General features: G+C 46.1%; 1 protein-coding gene. It reads right to left on the reverse strand.

Annotated elements, in window-relative coordinates; genetic code table 11:
* Positions 1–154: 154 nt before the first annotated feature.
* Positions 155–1321, reverse strand: coding sequence for an IS4 family transposase (locus tag M6D81_RS31465; RefSeq protein WP_262681613.1), 1167 nt, complete (start codon positions 1319–1321; stop codon positions 155–157).
* Positions 1322–1364 lie beyond the last annotated feature (43 nt).

Below are 1364 nucleotides of genomic sequence, written 5' to 3' on the forward strand. Positions count from 1 at the left end.
TCAGTAGCGTTGCATAAAAACTAACACGAGTATTAATCTGAATAGTCAGAAAATAATTCCCTTTGGACATAAGCCAAAAACGTTAGGGGTCTTCATGTCAGATAGCCAGTGTCCATTTGGTAATATTTGGTGTCAAAGAGCTGCATTACTGCAATTACTTTGTGACTTCGACGGACCTTACTTTCTGTCGGCCTTTAGAGGTCTTACTCGGCTTGCGGTTCATGGCTGTCTCAAGCTTACACCATGATTTCCACATCAGCGTTCTCAGGCGGTCACTCAGCTCCGTTAACGACTTCTCTTTGGCGATTTCGAGCTTCATCAGGAGCAACAAGCAATAGGCGATCATACAGACCCAGATTTGATTCATGACGGCATTCTCTGACGTTCCGTAAAAGCAAGTCATTTTCAAATTCTGTTTGACCCACCGAAAGAACGTTTCGATTTGCCAGCGACTCCGGTACAAGTCGCCCAGTTCTTCGGCTGTGATATCAAATCGGTTCGTGATGATTCGCACCAGATTCCCCTTGCTGTCGGTTGTTTCAATCATGCGTAGCGGATGCTTCATACGCTTTTTATCCGTACCTAAGATCACTTTTACATCACGAGCAATCTCGGAGTCTACCGGTAAGAGAAAGGATTCCACTTCCTCTACGGTGACTCTATTTTTGAGCCGTGATACAAAGGGTATGCCGCGTACACAGTAATCATCGTACTTGCGTAAGTCGAGGTAACCACGATCCATAAGATAAGTAGCGTCAGCCTCATCAATCAGCATGTCCATCTGAGTGTGATCCGCACAGTTGGCGGTTGTCATCACCGCTTTGTCTGGGTATACTGTGCCTGGCTCCGAGAACGTAACACGAAGATGCAGTTTCACTCCGGCTTTCGTCGAACGGAAAGTGGCCCACTTGTACTTGTTAAGACAGAGACTGATGGTCGTGGAATCGATCACCTTGACCGGCCCAACTCGAGAAGTTGCTGGAAGCTGATGTCGATGCAGTTGCGAGATGAGGCCACATAAAATATCTTGTAACACGACAGGATCCAACTTGTTGTTTTTGCGTGAAAGTTGAGCAGCGCTGATCGAATCGATGCCAATCGCTTGCTGAAACTCCTCGTTGGCCTGAACCTCTCTCATAATGGATCGTAATCCCTTGCGTTTCTGAAGCTGGGCTTCCACGAATAGGAGCAGAAATACCATCGTGCTTAGTTTTTTCGTGTATCGATCGAGTGTGCCGAAATGCTGCCAATCTTGAATAATTTCTGAATTTATGGGTGCAACCCATTTACCAAATGACGAAATTAGTGTATCCTTGTCCATGCGATTGTCTCCTAAGTTAGAGATTTGGACAGGGCTACCTGCA

The organism is Paenibacillus sp. J5C2022, from assembly GCF_025567625.1.
Lineage (GTDB): Bacteria > Bacillota > Bacilli > Paenibacillales > Paenibacillaceae > Pristimantibacillus.

What these genes read in the sequence shown, in the direction of transcription:
- M6D81_RS31465 (WP_262681613.1), bottom strand. Translation starts at nt 1,321, where the DNA reads ATGGACAAGGATACACTAATTTCGTCATTTGGTAAATGGGTTGCACCC.